Raw genomic sequence first — 16,087 nt, 5'->3', positions numbered from 1 at the left:
GAGCGCCGACCCGGAACCCGCCTCGGACGGGCCGGGTACGCCCGTCCGAGGAGTCCGGCCACGCCAGCGCGAGGAGTCCGGCTACGCCCGTCCGGGGAACCGGGTACGCCCATCCGGGGATGCCGGTCCTACGATCGCCTGATCCGATCGGGGGATGCCGTCGTCGCGCTCCGCACGGATCGTCGCAGAGCGTGAACTAGGCTCTGGAAAACGCCCGTACCGGAGTCCCGGCGGGCTTGCGCGTGCGGTGGAACGGGAGCGTGGCCCGTGGCGGATCAGGTGGTGGACGACGGCGGCACCAAGGTGTCGTCCCAGGGGCAGCCCCCGGCTGCCGGGTCCCCCCCTACGGAGAGTCAGTTCCTGGGCCGTACAAGAGAGTTGAAGGAACTCCGGGCGGACATCGAGCGCGCGGGCCTCGACACCATCGCCGGCCGCAAGGCGCCGCGGGCCCGGGTTCTCCTCATTGCCGGCAAGCCCGGCTCCGGCCGCAGCGCGCTCGCCGGCCGGCTCGCCGAGCAGGTCGCCGAGAGTTACCCCGACGGCCTCCTGCGGGCCCGGCTCACCGAACCCGACGGCACACGGGTGCCCACCGAGGCCACCGCGCGCGAGCTGCTCACCGCCCTCGGCCTGACCGCACCCCCCGGAGCCGGCGCCGACGACCTCGGCGAGCGGCTGCGCGAGGCCCTCGCGGTCCGCCGGGCGGTGCTCCTGCTCGACGACGCGGCCGACGCCGAGCAGGTCGACGCGCTGCTGCCCGACTCCCCGGACTGCCTGGTGATCGCCGTCTCCGGCGGGCCGCTGACCGGCATCGTGGACGTCCGCCCCTGCACCCTGGGCGGCCTGGACACCAAGTCCGCCCTCGAACTCCTCGACCACTTCACCGGCTCGGTGCGCATCACCGTCGACCCGCTCGCCGCCGAAGGGCTGGTCGAACTGTGCGCGGGTCAGCCCACCGCCCTGGTGCTGGCCGGCGGCTGGCTCGCCGCGCGTCCCGCCTCCGCCGTCGCCGACCTCGCCAAGCACCTGCGCACCGAGGGCGAGGACGGCACACCGCTGGAACGCGTCCTCCGGCTCGCGTACACCTCCCTGCCGGGCACCGCCGCGCGGATACTGCGACTGCTGTCGCTCGCCCCCGCGGGCCTCGTCGACCCGCACACCGCCTCCGCGCTGGCCGGCTGCTCGGTCCAGGCGGCGCATACCGCGCTGGACGAGTTCGTCGGCCTCGGCCTGGTGCGGGCGGTCCCCTCGCCGCTGCCGCAGTACGAGGTCCCCGGCTGCCTCCATCCGCTGCTCCGCGCGCTCGTCGACACCCATGACCGGCCCGCCGAGGTGCAGCTCGCCCGCGCCCGGATGCTGGAGCGGACCGTACGGCTCCTGGTGTCCTGCCGCGCCATCACCGAGACCGACAGCTCGCCCGCCCGGGAGAAGCTCGCCGGCATGCCGCGCGCCCTGCGGTTCGCCAGTCCCCGGGCGGCCGAGGACTGGCTGCGCGTGCGCCGGCCGGCGCTGCTCGCCTCTGCCCGGCTGGCGGTCGCCGACGGGGAGCTGGACACCCTCGCCCGGCGGCTGATGGCCGCCCTGGTGCGGGCGATGGCGGCTCATTTCGGCACCCGGGCCGCGGCACCCGATCTGTACGGCGTCCACCGGCTCGTCCTGGACGTCGCCGAACGCCGGAACCTGCCCCGCGAGAAGGCGGCGGCGCTGCTCAATCTCGCCGACCTGGACGCGCAGACCGGCCGGAAGACCGACGCCCTCGCCCGCTACCGGGCCGCGCTCGACGCCGGACGCGAGGCGAACGACCCGTACGCGACCGGCCGCGCGATGGAATCCGTAGGCGGTGCCCACCAGGAACTCGGGGACCACGACCGGGCCGCCGACTGGTACGGCAGGGCGCTCGCCCAGCGGCTCGCGCGGGACGAGCGCGTGGACGCCGCCCGGCTGTACGGGCGCATCGCCACCGCGCACACCTACGCGGGCCGCTACGGCGAGGCTCAGGTCAACTGGCGCGCCGCGGTCGCCTGGCACCGCAAGAACGGTGATGTCGCCTCCCAGGCAAGGGCGTTGAGCGAGATGGCCCGGGTCCAGGAGTACGCCGGACGGCCCGAGGAGTCGTTGCGCACCTGCCAGGAGGCCGTGGAGTGGGCGCGCCGCGCGGACGACGTACGCCTGCAGGCCGCGCTTCAGGTCAGGCTGGCCGACACCCTGGAGCGGCTCGGCGACCCCGCGGCCGCCCGGCTGCACCGAGCGGCGGCCGAGCGCATGCTGGGAGAGGAGCTCCCGGAGAGCACATCCGGCTCGGAACGCGACGGTAATGCCTACGAAATCCGCAGTGCATCCGCTGAAGATTGATGCATTGAAAGGCTAGACAGAGGGAATCCCTTCATTAGACTGGCTCCGCCGCGTTCTTCCGTGGTGTCTCCCGGTGTGCTCCCGTACGTCGGGTATGACATGCATTGCCTGGCTTGCATCGCCTCGGCATGCATCCCCCAGAGCCCTCTGAGTCAAGGACCGTGATCGACGTGAAGGTCGGCATCCCCCGCGAGGTCAAGAACAACGAGTTCCGGGTGGCCATCACCCCCGCCGGTGTGCACGAGCTCGTGCGCCACGGCCACCAGGTCTTCGTCGAGCAGAGCGCCGGTGTCGGCTCCTCGATCACGGACGAGGAGTACGTCTCCGCCGGCGCGCGGATCCTGCCCACTGCCGACGAGGTCTGGGCCACCGCCGACCTGCTGCTGAAGGTCAAGGAGCCCATCGCGGAGGAGTACCACCGCCTCCGCAAGGACCAGACGCTCTTCACCTACCTGCACCTGGCCGCTTCCCGGGAGTGCACGGACGCGCTCCTGGAGTCCGGCACCACGGCGATCGCCTACGAGACCGTCGAGCTGCCCAGCCGCGCCCTGCCGCTGCTCGCCCCGATGTCCGAGGTCGCGGGCCGCCTCGCCCCGCAGGTCGGCGCCTACCACCTGATGCGCGCAAACGGCGGCCGCGGTGTCCTGCCCGGCGGTGTCCCGGGCGTACTGCCGGCCAAGGCCGTCGTGATCGGCGGCGGTGTCTCCGGCTGGAACGCCGCGCAGATCGCCATCGGCATGGGCTTCGAGGTGACGCTGCTCGACCGCGACATCAACAAGCTGCGCGAGGCCGACAAGATCTTCGGCACGAAGGTCAAGGCCGTCATGTCCAACTCCTTCGAGCTGGAGAAGGCCTGCCTCGAGGCCGACCTCGTGATCGGTGCCGTGCTGATCCCCGGCGCCAAGGCGCCGAAGCTGGTCACCAACGAGCTCGTCTCCCGGATGAAGCCGGGCAGTGTCCTCGTCGACATCGCGATCGACCAGGGCGGCTGCTTCGAGGACTCGCGCCCCACCACGCACGCCGAGCCGACCTTCCCGGTCCACAACTCGGTCTTCTACTGCGTCGCCAACATGCCCGGCGCGGTCCCCAACACCTCGACGTACGCGCTGACGAACGCCACGCTGCCGTACATCGTCGAGCTCGCGAACCGGGGCTGGACCGAGGCGCTGCGCCGTGACAACGCGCTGGCCAAGGGTCTCAACACCCATGACGGCAAGGTTGTTTACCGCGAGGTCGCCGAGGCGCACGGACTGGAGCACGTCGCACTGGAGAGCCTGCTCGGCTGAGTTTGCCGATGGCTCCATTAGTCGACATTTTCGGTCGACTCGGCGTCGACAAAAGGCGATACGTCAACACGGTCGTCAACATCGCTCACCCGGCCGGACCTTGCACGACAGGGTCCGGCCGGGTGTGTGTCGGCTCACTTTGCGACACTCGTTCAACTCGGCACGAACGTAACTCTTCAACCGATTCGCACACCGGTGAAACCTGCCGTGCGACGGCCTTACGCCCTTGACAGAGGGGTGTTCGGTTGCCGACACATCGGGTCGGGTCCGGCGGATTGTGTTGCTGCGGAGCGGTGACACGCCATAGAGTCGCCAATCGTCGGCATGGTGCCACGCTGACCTATCGAGAAGTTCCCTGGTCACCAAGGAGGTAAGACGACTTGTGAATGAGTCGACATTTACTCCCGGGGGTGGTCAACCAGGAATGCCGGCGCGGGGCCAGAGCCCCACGGGGCTCGAGGCTGTCGGTTCCGTCGCTGTCCGCACCTTCGCAGCCCACCAGAGTCCCCGGATGACTCAGACAGCACACCCGAGCATGGATGGCCATCACGTGAACGCCATGGCCGGCAACGGAAGTGGCGGGAACCACACCCACTTCGCCGACTACGACGAACTGCCCGAGGGGCACTTCTACGACCCCGACGCCGAGTACGAGCCCGATCCGGAGTACGCGGCGACGCTCGCGCCCGACGCGGCCCGTCAGCGCCGTGAGCGCATCGGCCCGACAGGGCGCCCGCTGCCCTACTTCCCGATCCCGGGTCCGTTGACCAGTCACGGCCCCGCGACGATCATCGCAATGTGCAACCAGAAGGGCGGCGTGGGCAAGACCACGTCGACCATCAACCTGGGTGCCGCGCTCGCGGAGTACGGACGCCGGGTGCTGCTCGTCGACTTCGACCCGCAGGGCGCGCTGTCCGTGGGACTCGGCGTCAACCCGATGGAGCTCGACCTCACCGTCTACAACCTGCTCATGGAGCGGGGCATGGCGGCCGACGAGGTGCTCCTGAAGACGGCGGTCCCGAACATGGACCTGCTGCCCAGCAACATCGACCTGTCCGCCGCCGAGGTGCAGCTCGTGAGCGAGGTCGCGCGCGAGTCCACGCTGCAGCGCGCCCTGAAGCCGCTGATGGCCGACTACGACTACATCGTGATCGACTGTCAGCCCTCGCTCGGCCTGCTCACCGTGAACGCGCTGACGGCGGCCCACAAGGTGATCGTGCCGCTGGAGTGCGAGTTCTTCGCGCTGCGCGGTGTCGCGCTGCTCACCGAGACGATCGAGAAGGTCCAGGAACGGCTCAACCCCGAGCTGGAGCTCGACGGCATCCTCGCCACGATGTACGACTCCCGCACGGTGCACAGCCGTGAGGTGCTCGCGCGCGTGGTCGAGGCCTTCGACGAGCACGTCTACCACACCGTGATCGGCCGGACCGTCCGCTTCCCGGAGACCACGGTCGCCGGTGAGCCGATCACCACGTACGCCTCCAACTCCGTCGGGGCCGCCGCCTATCGCCAGCTCGCCAGGGAGGTGCTCGCCCGGTGTCACGCCGAGTGAGTCTGCCGGGGGCCGACGAACTGTTCCGTACCACCGGGGGCATGGCACTCCAGTCGTCCACCCCCACGCGCCGGACCAACGGCGAGGCCCGCGTGCCGGCCCCGGCCGGCGAGAGCGACGCGGCGGCCGGGGAGGACGCGCCCCAGTCGGTGCCCGTCCAGGGCGGTGACGGCGAGGGCGACGAACACGTCGCCACCGACGCCGAGCCGTCCGACGCGGGGGAGTCGCGCAGCCGGGGCGGCGCGCCGGACCGTTCGGTGCGCGGCCGGCCGGCGCAGGAAGGTTCTGGCGCTCCCTCCACGTCCGTGCAGTCGTCCCGCAAGCGGGGGCGCGGGGCGAACCGCCGGCCCAGTGGGCGGGAGCGGCACGACGAGAAGATCACCGTGTACGTGTCCGCGGAGGAGCTGATGGACCTCGAACACGCGCGTCTGGTGCTCCGCGGTGAACACGGTCTCGCCGTCGACCGCGGGCGGATCGTCCGTGAGGCGGTCGCCGTGGTCCTGGCGGACCTGGAGTCCCGCGGGGACGCGAGCATTCTCGTACGGCGCCTGCGCGGGCGGTAGAGATAGCCTTCGACGGCTATGACCTCGAACGTCCCGCCTCCGTCAGCCGCCCCCGGCGGCCGTCGGCGTGCACTGGGGCGCGGTCCCGGCAGCGCGCCAGGACCGGTCGAGGCACCGCCCGAGCCGACCGGCACACCGGCCGGCCCCACGATCGCCCCGCCCGTCGAACCGCCGCCCGGCCCGTCGGCCGAACCCCCGAAGAGCCCCCGTGAGCCCTCCCAGGCGCCCCGTGAGGGCGCCGGGGGGCCGGCGGGGCCGGGTACCGCGGCCGAGCCCTCCGGGACGCCAGGAGGCCCCGCCGAGCCGCCGGACGAGCCGCCCGCGCCGCCGGACGAGCCGCTCGCGCCGCCAGACGAGCCGCCCGCGCCGCCGGACGAGCCGCTCGCGCCGCCGGACGAGCCGGGAGAGCGGTCGATGGCGGCCGGAGCGACGACCGAGGCGCCCCCGGCATCCACGGAGCCCCCCGATCCGCGAGACGCCCCGGCCGAGCCCTCCGGGACGCCCGGAGCCCCCGCCGGGGACGGGGGAGGGGACGGGGTCTTCAAGGTGCGGCTCTCGAATTTCGAGGGGCCCTTCGATCTGCTGCTCCAGCTCATCTCCAAGCACAAGCTCGATGTCACCGAAGTGGCGCTGTCCAAGGTCACCGACGAGTTCATGGCACACATCCGCGCGATGGGCCCGGACTGGGATCTCGACCAGACGACCGAGTTCCTCGTCGTCGCGGCGACCCTCCTCGACCTGAAGGCGGCCCGGCTGCTGCCCTCCGCCCAGGTCGAGGACGAGGGCGACCTGGCTCTGCTGGAGGCCCGGGACCTGCTGTTCGCGCGGCTGCTCCAGTACCGCGCGTACAAACAGATCGCGGACATCTTCAACACGCGCCTGGCGGAGGAGGCCCGCCGCTACCCCCGTACCGTCGGCCTGGAGGCGCAGTACGCCGAGCTGCTGCCCGAGGTCGTCATCAGCATCGGTCCCGAGGGCTTCGCGCGGCTCGCCGTGAAGGCGATGCAGCCGAAGCCCAAGCCCCAGGTGTACGTCGACCACATCCACGCGCCGCTCGTCAGCGTGCAGGAGCAGGCCGGGATCGTGGTGGCGCGGCTCCGGGAACTCGGTGAGGCCAGCTTCCGCTCGCTCGTCGAGGACACCGACGACACCCTCACCGTGGTCGCCCGCTTCCTGGCCCTGCTGGAGCTCTACCGGGAGAAGGCCGTCGCCCTGGACCAGGAGGAGGCCCTCGGGGACCTCATGGTGCGCTGGACGGGCGGGGAGGGCCAAGAGACGCCCCGGGTGACCGACGAGTTCGACCGGCCGGCGGAGACCGCGGACGACGAGGCGGGGCGCGGGACCAAGAAGGCGGACGACGAGGCGGGGCGCGGGACCAAGAAGGCGGACGACGGGGCGGGGCGCGGGACCAAGAAGGAGAAGGCGTGAGCGAGGAGACCACCGGCACCCCCGCGGGGCCGCCCACCGTCGCCGACCTCGATCTCGGGGCCGCCCTGGAGGCCGTCCTGATGGTCGTGGACGAGCCGGCCACCGAGGAGCACCTCGCCAAGATCCTGGAGCGGCCCCGGCGGCAGGTCGCGGACGCGCTGCGCGCGCTGGCCGACGAGTACACCGTCCAGGGCCGCGGATTCGAGCTCAGGCTGATCGCGGGCGGCTGGCGCTTCTACTCGCGTCCCGCCTACGCGAGCGCCGTCGAACGCTTCGTCCTGGACGGCCAGCAGGCCCGGCTCACCCAGGCGGCCCTGGAGACTCTGGCGGTCGTCGCGTACCGCCAGCCGGTGAGCCGGTCCCGGGTCTCCGCGGTCCGCGGAGTCAACTGTGACGGCGTGATGCGGACCCTCCTCCAGCGCGGTCTGGTCGAGGAGGCGGGCACGGAACCCGAAACAGGTGCGATCCTGTACACGACGACGAACTACTTCCTGGAGCGAATGGGCCTGCGAGGTCTGGACGAGCTCCCGGAGCTCGCGCCCTTCCTCCCCGAGGCGGACGCGATCGAGGCAGAGACGCTGGAAGGGGTCCCGTCGTTCGATCCGGACGCACCGGATGCAGACGCAGACGACACGACGACGACGGAACTTTGATGCGAAGCAGTGGCAGCGGCAGTGGCAGTAACAGCGGGCGCGGCAACCCGCGCGGAACCGGCGGGAGCGGCGGTTCGCGTGGCAGCGGCGCGCCCCGTGGGGCCGGCGGAGGCGGTGGCTCGCGCGGCGGAAGCGGTGGCGGCTCCCGCGGTGGGAGCGGTGGCGGCTCCCGTGGTGGGAGCGGTGGCGGCTCGCGCGGTGGCAGCGGTGGCGGCTCGCGCGGTACGGGCGGCGGCTTCCAGCCGAGGAGCTCGGCGGCGGGTTCGGGCACGGGGCGTGACGACCAGCCCAAGCGTCCCAGCAAGCCCCGTCCCGAGGAGCGTCGCTACGACGTAGGCCCCGGTGGCACGCACGAGGGCCCGAAGTCCGGGCGCGGAGCCTCGGCACGCGGCGGAGCCAAGGGCGGCCCCAAGCAGAGCCAGCAGCGCGGCGGCCGTACCGAGAACGCGCGCTCCCGTGAGTACGAGACCCGGGCCGAGGAGCGCAACCGCGACCGGTACGCGGGCAAGCCCGAGATCAAGCTGCCCAAGACCTTCCCGGGCGCCGAGGAGGAGGGCGAGCGCCTGCAGAAGGTGCTCGCGCGCGCGGGCTACGGTTCCCGGCGTGCCTGTGAGGAGCTGGTCGACCAGGCCAGGGTCGAGGTCAACGGCGAGATCGTCCTGGAGCAGGGTCTGCGCGTCGACCCGGAGAAGGACGAGATCAAGGTCGACGGCCTGACGGTCGCGACGCAGTCGTACCAGTTCTTCTCGCTGAACAAGCCCGCCGGTGTCGTCTCCACGATGGAGGACAACGAGGGCCGTCAGTGCCTCGGCGACTACGTGACGAACCGCGAGACGCGGCTCTTCCACGTGGGCCGGCTCGACACCGAGACCGAGGGTGTCATCCTGCTCACCAACCACGGCGAGCTGGCGCACCGGCTGACCCACCCCAAGTACGGCGTGAAGAAGGTCTACCTCGCGCACATCGTGGGCCCGATCCCGCGTGACCTGGGCAAGCGGCTCAAGGACGGCATCCAGCTCGAGGACGGGTACGCGAAGGCGGACCACTTCCGTGTCGTCGAGCAGACCGGCAAGAACTACCTCGTCGAGGTGACCCTGCACGAGGGCCGCAAGCACATCGTGCGCCGCATGCTCGCCGAGGCCGGATTCCCGGTCGACAAGCTGGTGCGCGTCTCCTTCGGCCCGATCACCCTGGGCGACCAGAAGTCGGGCTGGCTGCGCCGCCTGTCGAACACCGAGGTCGGCATGCTCATGGCCGAGGTCGGTCTCTGATCCCTCCCGCTCGTACGACGGCCGGTCCCGGAGCTTCTCCGGGGCCGGCCGTCGTGTTTCCGCCCCGGCTCACGCGAGCGCAACTTCCGTGTCCGAGAACCTTGTTGACAGCCACCGCTCCCTTTATAGTCGTAGTGACCATGGTCAAGATGACCATAAAGAAAGGGGCACGGGGTGGGGACAGGGGAGAGCCGCACGCCCGGTGGTGCGGCACCCGAGGGCTATGACAAATACGCCTTCGAGCCCTTCGCCGTCACCGTCGACCTGGCCGTCCTGACCGTGCGCGCGGGCGCACTCCAGGTGCTGCTGATCGAACGGGGCCAGGAACCGTACGCGGGCCGCTGGGCCCTGCCCGGCGGCTTCGTGCTGCCCCGCGAGTCCGCCGAGGCGGCGGCACGGCGTGAACTCGCCGAGGAGACCGGCCTGTCGGACCTCTCGGGACTGCACCTGGAGCAGTTGCGCACTTACACCGAACCCGACCGCGACCCCCGTATGAGGGTTGTCTCCGTCGCGTTCGCCGCCCTGCTGCCCGACCCGCCCGAACCGCGCGGCGGCGGCGACGCGGCACGGGCCGAATGGCGGCCGTTCGACGCGCTCGGCCCGCTCGCCTTCGACCACGACCGGATCCTCGCCGACGCCCACGAACGCGTCGGCGCCAAGCTGGAGTACTCCTGCCTCGCCACGTCCTTCTGCCCGCCCGAGTTCACCCTCGGCGAGTTGCAGCACGTCTACGAGACGGTGTGGGGCACCGCGCTCGACCGGCCCAACTTCCGGCGCAAGGTCCTCGCCACGCCCGGATTCGTCGAACAGGTCCCCGGTGCCGCACGCCTCACCGGCGGCCGCGGCAAACCCGCCGCCCTCTACCGCGCGGGCGACGCCAAGGCTCTGCATCCACCACTGCTGCGTCCCACCTCGTAAGGACGGCCCCGATGACCAGCACGACCCTGACCAAACGCGCCGCCACCGGTTCGCTCATCGGCCTGGCCCTCGGAGACGCGCTCGGGTTCCCCACCGAGTTCAATTCCGTGCCCGCGATACTCGACAAGTTCGGCCCCTGGCGGCAGATGGCGCTGCCCCGGCCCGCGATCGTCACCGACGACACCCAGATGACCCTGGCGCTGGCCCACGGACTGCGCACCGCCATGGACCGCGGCCTGCTCGGCCCGCTGCGCATGGAACGGCCGGTGCGCGAGGAGTTCGTGAACTGGTACCAGTCGCCCGAGAACAACCGGGCCCCCGGCCGGACCTGCCTCGTCGCCTGCGACCTCCTCAAGGACGAGAAGCGCCGCTGGCAGGAGGCCAGCCAGCCCGGTTCCAAGGGCTGCGGCGCCAACATGCGCGTGGCTCCCGTGGGCCTCGTCCGCGGCCTCAGCGACGAACAGCGCGCGGGCGCCGCCCAGTTCCAGGCCGCCCTCACCCACGGCCACCCCACCGCGCTCGCCGCCTCGGACCTCACCGCGCACACCGTCCGGCTGCTCTCCCAGGGAGCCGAGCCCGCGGAACTGATCGGCCTGCTGCTCTCGTACGCGCACGAGAACCGGTACCGCTACCACTCCCGCTGGCTCGGCGACCTGTGGGCCTTCTCCCACGACGCCACACCCGAGGTGTACATCTCCCGCGGCTGGGACGAGTGCATCGCCGTCCTGGGCAACCTCCGCCAGGCCGTGCGCACCGCGTCGCCCGAGGACGACCCCTGCCTCGCCACCGGCGAGGGCTGGATCGCCGAGGAGGCGTTCGCCACCGGTCTGCTGTGCTTCCTGATGTTCGTCGACGAACCCGTCACCGCGCTGCGCCGGGCCGCCTGCACCTCGGGCGACTCCGACTCCATCGCCTGCCTGACCGGGGCGTTCGCGGGAGCCCACCTCGGCTCCGAGGCCTGGCCGACCGACTGGGCCGACCGCATCGAGTACCACAGCGACCTCATGTCCCTGGGGGCGCTCTGGGATGCTTGAGCCATGACAGACGTCCTCGGTCCCGGCGCCGATCTCGCGAGCGTGGTGGGCGAACAGCCCGACCCCGTCCTCTTCGCCACCGTCTCCGGGGCGCACCTGTACGGCTTCCCCTCCCGCGACTCCGACGTCGACCTGCGCGGTGTCCACCTGCTGCCGACGGCCGCCCTCGTCGGGCTGGGCGAGCCGGAGGAGACCCGGTCGCGCATGTGGTTCCAGGACGGGACCGAGATGGACCTGGTCACCCACGACCTGCGCAAGTTCGTACGGCTCATGCTGCGGCGCAACGGCTATGTGCTGGAGCAGTTGCTGTCGCCGCTGGTCGTGCGCACGAGCGAGGAGCACCGTGAACTGATCGCGCTCGCCCCCGGGGTCCTCACCCGCCACCACGCCCACCACTACCGCGGGTTCGCGGCCACGCAGTGGCGGCTCTTCGAGAAGAGCGGCGAACTCAAGCCGCTGCTCTACACGTTCCGTGTGCTGCTCACCGGCGTCCACCTCATGCGCAGCGGCGAGGTGCAGGCCGATCTGCCCACGCTGGCCGGACAGATCGCCTCACCCGCGTATCTCCCGGACCTGATCGCCGCGAAGGCGGAGCGCGAGCACGGGCCGGCGGACATCCCGCGCGACCGGGTCGAGGAGGACGTCGAGAGGCTGCACGTCCTGCTCGACGAGGCACAGGAGGCCTCCGAACTGCCGGACACCGCCTCCGCATTCGACGCGCTGCACGACTTCGTCGTCAGGGTCCGCCTGGACGGCTTCGGGGGAGGCGAGGACATGGTCCCCGGCCGTCTAGCGGTGTCCGGCGGCGTCCCGGAGCGCTGAGGCGCGGCGGGTCCGGATCAGGAAGTCCTCCACGCGCGCGTGGTCCGGTTCGGGCGGGAGCGGGCTGCGGTCGGCCGCCTCGTCGGCCTCCGCCGCCAGCCGGAGCATCCGGCGCTCGACCTCGCCCCAGGACACCTCGCCCCGCTTCACCGCGAGCAGCGGCTCGCGCTGCTCCCCGACGTCGATCGTCAGGTACCCGGTGCGCAGCAGGTCGCGCGAACTCGTCAGCAGGCGCAGCAGATGCATGGCGTGCTTCCAGCGCGGGGCGCCGTGCGTGCGGACGTCGGCCTCCAGCTTCTTGCGCTGGCCCACGGCGTAGCGGGTGAACGTCTCGTGCGCCTGACGGGACAGGAAGGCCTGGCGCAGGGCGAGGAGTTCACGGCCGCAGTCGTCCACGTACTCGACCAGGGGGGAGTGCAGGCACTCCAGGATGTTCGGGTTGGCGCGCAGCGCGAGCGCGCAGAACCGCTCCAGTTCCCAGCTGAACTGTTCCGGCGCCGGGCCCTCCACATGGGTCGGCGGCTTCTCGAAGCGCCAGAACAGCGCGGTGGGGGCGAGGAAGACGCCCCGCAGGTCCGTGTCGCTGTCGTCCGTGGCCAGCCCGAAGGCGCGTGACCCCATCACGCAGGAGTAGACCGTGTGGTCCCGCACCAGCGAGAGCCCGGCCGCCGGGACCGCCGCCGCGGACGCGTCGGACGGCGAGGGCGGCACCACCGGTGCCGGGGACACCGGCCGCGTCGGGGCTGCCTGGGGTACGGGGGGCTCGGAGCGCATGCCAGGAGCGTACGGGCCCTCTCACGCCAGCCGGATCGAGTTTCCCTGCACCGTGATCTTCTCCGCGGGCAGCGGACGCGGCGCGGGACCGGCCTTCACCGCCCCGTCCTCGACGCTGAACTTGCTGCCGTGGCACGGGCAGTCGATCGTGCCGCTCGCCACCTTGTCCACCAGGCACCCCTGGTGGGTGCAGACGGCCGAGAAGGCCTTGAAGTCGCCCTTCGCCGGCTGGGTGACGACGACCTTCTGGTCCTTGAAGACGGTGCCTCCGCCGACCGGGATGTCGCCGGTCGTGGCGAGCTGCTGTCCGCTGGACGCCTTCGGGGACGTGTCCGAGGAGCCGTTGCCGTCGCTGTACTGGCTGCACGCCGCGAGCAGCGCGGACGCGCCCGTGGTGAGGATCACCGTGCGCCGTGTCGAGCGGTGGGTCATGTCGTCACTCCGAACGTACGGAAGAACCAGAAGGCGGACGTCAGCCAGAGTGCGGTGAGCACGGCGAAGACGAGGCCGCCGACGACGGGCAGCAGCCAGCCGGGCAGGCGCTCCGAGCGGAGCAGCAGCATCTTGGCACTGAAGGCACCGAAGAAGAAGCACCCCAGGAGCGAGTGCCACATGACGCGCGTGCTGTACGTCTGATAGCCCAACGCGTACAGGCAGTGCACCGCGACCGGCACCGCCACCAGGAACGCGACGCGCCCCGACCACCGGTGCAGCGTCGCCGACCAGGACGGGCCCGGCAGCTTTCCGTACAGCATGAGCGCCGACACGAGCTGCACGAGGGCGAAGAAGAAGGCCGTCGTCGCCAGCCAGGACTTGACGGCGCCCTCGCTGCTGAAACCGGCGAGGTTGAACGCCGTTCCCGCCGGGTCGTGGACCTTGCCGTAGGCGCCGAGGGCGACCGCGACGGCCGCGCCGACCAGGGCCGGGACGAGGTAGCGGGCGGCGCTCGGGCGGCCGTGGCCGGGCGGCGGGGAGGGGAAGCCCTGGGTGGCGGCGTTCGGGTCCACGGTCATGAACGGCTCCCTGTGGAGGAGGAGGTCAGGGGGTGACAGGACGGGCGATGATCTTCTGGCCGTCGATGGTCACGGCGCCGGTCTCCGGGTCGATCTCGGGCGCCGCCGAGGGCGTGCCGTCGCGCTCGACGACGCCGACCTGCCGCCCGCCGGGCAGCACGATCCAGCCGCCGTCGATCTTCGCGCCGCGCACGGTGGCCGTCGCCCGGTACAGGCCGGACGGCTTGACGGCCCGGTCGGCGGTGAACGCGTACCGCTGCCCGCCGACGTCGGCCGTGCCGCGGATCAGCTTGTTGTCCCGGAGGGTGCCGTTCAGCTCGTCGCCGTTCCCGCCCGTGAGCTTCATGGTGCCGTCGTCCTCGACGTCACCCTTCAGCCAGGACTCCTTGTCGTGCCCGTCGCAGAAATAGGCGATCGCCCTGCCGCCCCGCAGGGAGACCGCGACGGCCGAGGAGTCGTCGTCGGTGCGGCCCGCGTAGTCGGCGTTGGGCACGGCGGTGCGGGAGGGAGACGGAGTCGACGACGCCGACGGCGACTGCGGGGGAGAGGCGGAGGCCGGTGGCGCGGTGGCCGACACCGAGACGCCCGGCGACGCCTCCTTGTACGGATTCGAGGTGCTCTTCGTCCCGGTCGTCGCGTTGAGCGTCAACAGGAACACACCGAGCACGAGCCCCGCGAGGAGGGTGAGAAGGGGTCCTGGTCGCTTCATCCGGTCCTCCCCCGGCGCGGGCCGCCTGCCATGAGCCATGAGAGCGGACGAGCGCGCCCGCGTCCAGAGGCGCACGGACGCGTTCTCGCCAGAGGTGACGGAATGGGGCGATTCGGGTGACACCGGCGGGGCCGGGCCGCCGTCCCGGGCCCGGTCCCACGCGTTCCCCGCGTCTCGTCAGGCGGGCGCCGCGCACCCGCGCGCGAGGGGCTGACTACGCTGGTGTGACACGACAGGCACACAGATCAGCGAGGAGCATCACCGTGGCGGTACGAGCGGTCCGGGGCGCCGTCCAACTCGAACGGGACGAGGCCGGACACATGGACGAGCAGGTCAGCGAGCTGCTCACCGCCATCCTGGAGCGCAACGCGCTCACCACGGACGACCTGATCAGCATCTGGTTCACCGCGACCCCCGATCTGCACAGCGACTTCCCGGCCGCGGCGGCGCGCAAGCTGGGCATCGTCGACGTCCCGCTGATCTGCGCCCAGGAACTGGACATCGAGGGCGCGATGCCCCGGGTGGTCCGTGTCCTCGCCCACATCGAGTCCGACCGGCCGCGCGCCGACATCGTGCACGTCTACCTCGGCGCCGCGGGCGCACTGCGCAAGGACATCGCCCAGTGAGGACCGCGCTCGTCATCGGAACCGGGCTGATCGGCACGTCCGCCGCCCTCGCGCTCGCCGCCCGCGGCGTCGTCGTCCACCTCGCCGACCACGACCCGGAGCAGGCCCGTACGGCGGCCGCGCTCGGCGCCGGCACGGACGAGGCACCCGAGGGACCGGTCGACCTCGCGATCGTCGCCGCACCGCCCGCGCACGTGGCCGCGACCCTCGCGGACGCCATGGGCCGCGGTCTCGCCCGCGGCTATCTCGACGTCGCCAGCGTCAAGGGCGGCCCCCGCCGCGAGCTGGAGGCGCTCGGCCTCGACCTCACCCCGTACATCGGCACCCATCCCATGTCCGGCCGCGAGAAGTCCGGCCCGCTGGCCGCGAGCGGCGACCTCTTCGAGGGCCGGCCCTGGGTCCTCACCCCGACCCGTGACACGGACACCGAGGTCCTGAACCTCGCCCTGGAACTGGTCTCGCACTGCCGTGCCGTGCCCGTCGTCATGGACGCGGACGCCCACGACCGCGCCGTGGCGCTCGTCTCGCACATGCCCCACCTGGTGTCCAGCATGGTCGCCGCGCGCCTGCAGCACGCGGAGGAGACGGCGGTACGGCTCTGCGGCCAGGGCATCCGCGACGTGACCCGGATCGCGGCCTCCGACCCCCGGATGTGGATCGACATCCTCTCCGCGAACCCGGGCCCCGTCGCGGACCTCCTCGCGGACGTCTCCGCCGACCTCGACGAGACCGTCCAGGCCCTGCGCGCCCTGCAGTCCTCCGACGAGGCCAAGCGCCGCGAGGGCGCCTCCGGCATCGAGGACGTCCTGCGCCGCGGCAACGCGGGCCAGGTCCGCGTCCCCGGCAAGCACGGCTCCGCGCCGCGCGTCTACGAGGTCGTGGCCGTCCTCATCGACGACCAGCCCGGTCAGCTCGCCCGCATCTTCGCCGACGCGGGGATGGCCGGCGTCAACATCGAGGACGTACGCATCGAGCACGCCACCGGTCAGCAGGCCGGTCTGGTGCAGCTCATGGTGGAGCCGAAGGCCGTGCCGGTGCTCTCCGCGGCCCTGCGGGAGCGGGGCTGGGCGCTGCGCCAGTAGGACCGGC

At 72.0% G+C, this 16,087-nt stretch carries 16 protein-coding genes; 12 read left to right on the top strand and 4 right to left on the bottom strand.

The genetic code is table 11. The annotated features are described in order from the left end of the window. The first annotated feature begins 267 nt into the window (after positions 1-267). From ACIQ7M_RS38785 to ACIQ7M_RS38740, 10 genes are all read left to right on the top strand, one after another. Positions 268-2,349, top strand: a complete 2,082-nt coding sequence (locus ACIQ7M_RS38785; protein ID WP_403653250.1) for a tetratricopeptide repeat protein — start codon at positions 268-270, stop codon at positions 2,347-2,349. 161 nt (positions 2,350-2,510) lie between these two features. Then, entirely contained in the window at positions 2,511-3,635 is a 1,125-nt protein-coding gene (gene ald, locus ACIQ7M_RS38780) for an alanine dehydrogenase (protein WP_355768111.1), read from the top strand. Positions 3,636-4,059: 424 nt separating this feature from the next. Beyond that, positions 4,060-5,187 carry a ParA family protein gene (locus ACIQ7M_RS38775; RefSeq protein WP_386984222.1) on the top strand — a complete coding sequence of 376 codons (1,128 nt, stop codon included), beginning with the start codon at positions 4,060-4,062 and terminating at the stop codon, positions 5,185-5,187. Beyond that, positions 5,172-5,750, top strand: a complete 579-nt coding sequence (locus ACIQ7M_RS38770; RefSeq protein WP_355768105.1) for a hypothetical protein — start codon at positions 5,172-5,174, stop codon at positions 5,748-5,750. Before ACIQ7M_RS38775 ends, ACIQ7M_RS38770 begins: the two co-directional genes overlap by 16 nt. Before the next feature lie 18 nt (positions 5,751-5,768). Beyond that, positions 5,769-7,178, top strand: a complete 1,410-nt coding sequence (locus ACIQ7M_RS38765) for a segregation and condensation protein A (RefSeq protein WP_403653246.1) — start codon at positions 5,769-5,771, stop codon at positions 7,176-7,178. Continuing rightward, entirely contained in the window at positions 7,175-7,831 is a 657-nt protein-coding gene (gene scpB / locus ACIQ7M_RS38760; RefSeq protein WP_355768100.1) for an SMC-Scp complex subunit ScpB, read from the top strand. The genes ACIQ7M_RS38765 and scpB overlap by 4 nt, the downstream gene beginning before the upstream one ends. Then, entirely contained in the window at positions 7,831-9,102 is a 1,272-nt protein-coding gene (locus ACIQ7M_RS38755) for a pseudouridine synthase (protein WP_355768097.1), read from the top strand. Before scpB ends, ACIQ7M_RS38755 begins: the two co-directional genes overlap by 1 nt. 174 nt (positions 9,103-9,276) lie before the next feature. Continuing rightward, positions 9,277-10,020, top strand: a complete 744-nt coding sequence (locus tag ACIQ7M_RS38750) for an NUDIX domain-containing protein (RefSeq protein WP_386984226.1) — start codon at positions 9,277-9,279, stop codon at positions 10,018-10,020. An 11-nt stretch (positions 10,021-10,031) separates the two neighbouring features. Then, positions 10,032-11,054 carry an ADP-ribosylglycohydrolase family protein gene (locus ACIQ7M_RS38745; protein ID WP_403653241.1) on the top strand — a complete coding sequence of 341 codons (1,023 nt, stop codon included), beginning with the start codon at positions 10,032-10,034 and terminating at the stop codon, positions 11,052-11,054. A gap of 3 nt (positions 11,055-11,057) precedes the next feature. Next, positions 11,058-11,876: a DNA polymerase beta superfamily protein gene (locus tag ACIQ7M_RS38740; RefSeq protein ID WP_355768088.1), complete on the top strand. Its 819-nt coding sequence runs from the start codon at positions 11,058-11,060 to the stop codon at positions 11,874-11,876. On the opposite strand, the gene ACIQ7M_RS38735 is transcribed toward ACIQ7M_RS38740, so the two are convergent. The 4 genes from ACIQ7M_RS38735 to ACIQ7M_RS38720 all read right to left on the bottom strand — a co-directional run bounded on the left by ACIQ7M_RS38735 (position 11,844) and on the right by ACIQ7M_RS38720 (position 14,372). Continuing rightward, positions 11,844-12,497, bottom strand: coding sequence for a DNA polymerase beta superfamily protein (locus ACIQ7M_RS38735; RefSeq protein WP_403653276.1), 654 nt, complete (start codon positions 12,495-12,497; stop codon positions 11,844-11,846). The two genes, ACIQ7M_RS38740 and ACIQ7M_RS38735, sit on opposite strands and share 33 nt — an antisense overlap. Positions 12,498-12,671: 174 nt before the next feature. After that, positions 12,672-13,082, bottom strand: coding sequence for a Rieske (2Fe-2S) protein (locus ACIQ7M_RS38730; RefSeq protein WP_355768082.1), 411 nt, complete (start codon positions 13,080-13,082; stop codon positions 12,672-12,674). After that, complete coding sequence (locus ACIQ7M_RS38725; protein WP_386984231.1) at positions 13,079-13,663, bottom strand: DUF6529 family protein; 585 nt, start codon at positions 13,661-13,663, stop codon at positions 13,079-13,081. Before ACIQ7M_RS38725 ends, ACIQ7M_RS38730 begins: the two co-directional genes overlap by 4 nt. Before the next feature lie 25 nt (positions 13,664-13,688). Next, positions 13,689-14,372, bottom strand: coding sequence for a hypothetical protein (locus tag ACIQ7M_RS38720; RefSeq protein WP_403653236.1), 684 nt, complete (start codon positions 14,370-14,372; stop codon positions 13,689-13,691). 263 nt (positions 14,373-14,635) lie between these two features. On the opposite strand from ACIQ7M_RS38720, the gene aroH reads away from it, so the two are divergent. Both aroH and ACIQ7M_RS38710 read left to right on the top strand, forming a co-directional pair. Further along, entirely contained in the window at positions 14,636-14,998 is a 363-nt protein-coding gene (aroH, locus tag ACIQ7M_RS38715; RefSeq protein WP_266757076.1) for a chorismate mutase, read from the top strand. Then, on the top strand, positions 14,995-16,080 hold the full coding sequence (locus tag ACIQ7M_RS38710; RefSeq protein WP_355768074.1) for a prephenate dehydrogenase: 1,086 nt from the start codon (positions 14,995-14,997) through the stop codon (positions 16,078-16,080). Before aroH ends, ACIQ7M_RS38710 begins: the two co-directional genes overlap by 4 nt. The last annotated feature ends 7 nt before the right edge of the window (positions 16,081-16,087 follow it).

The sequence above is a fragment of the Streptomyces sp. NPDC096324 genome (assembly GCF_044763015.1).
Taxonomy (GTDB): Bacteria; Actinomycetota; Actinomycetes; order Streptomycetales; family Streptomycetaceae; genus Streptomyces.
Note: the sequence above shows the minus strand (reverse complement) of the source record. Positions and strands in the feature narration are given on the sequence as shown.